Source organism: Pedobacter sp. 05L430, assembly GCF_056397585.1.
Genome location: NZ_JBFTNT010000645.1, coordinates 1 through 425, shown reverse-complemented (window position 1 = coordinate 425; position 425 = coordinate 1). Strand labels below are relative to the sequence as shown.

1 protein-coding gene is annotated in these 425 nt (G+C 29.2%); it reads right to left on the bottom strand.

What is annotated here, in order from left to right; all coding sequences use genetic code 11:
- Positions 1-425 (bottom strand): protein rep (locus tag AC1DG9_RS27780; protein WP_477635800.1); only part of this gene is annotated, 425 nt, incomplete at both ends.

Below are 425 nucleotides of genomic sequence, written 5' to 3'. Positions count from 1 at the left end.
CTTTAATTGCAGCTTGTATATCTTTATCGCCTTTTTTATTTGGCCTAATTGCTTTGATATTTGCGACAGGTTTGTAATCAACTTGAAGTGCTTTTTGCCATAAATTGATCCACTCTTCTTGCGTTATATAATTTTCTTTTTTTCTAAAATAAGCATTTTCAACACACAATAAAACGTGCATATGTTGATTATAACTACCATCATTTTTATTAACTGTTACCTCAGTTGAACGCATAAAACCAATCAAATTTTGTTTTACTTTTTTATATCTACTCAATCTATCAAAAGCTTTAGTTAAATGTTTTAAACTCTGTTCTAAAGTTTCACCGTCAATCGCATTTTTTGTTGAAAGTGTTAAAAACAACCAACGTGCTTTTGGTTTTTCTTTAATAACTTCCTCAATTACTTTTTGGGCTTGATAACTG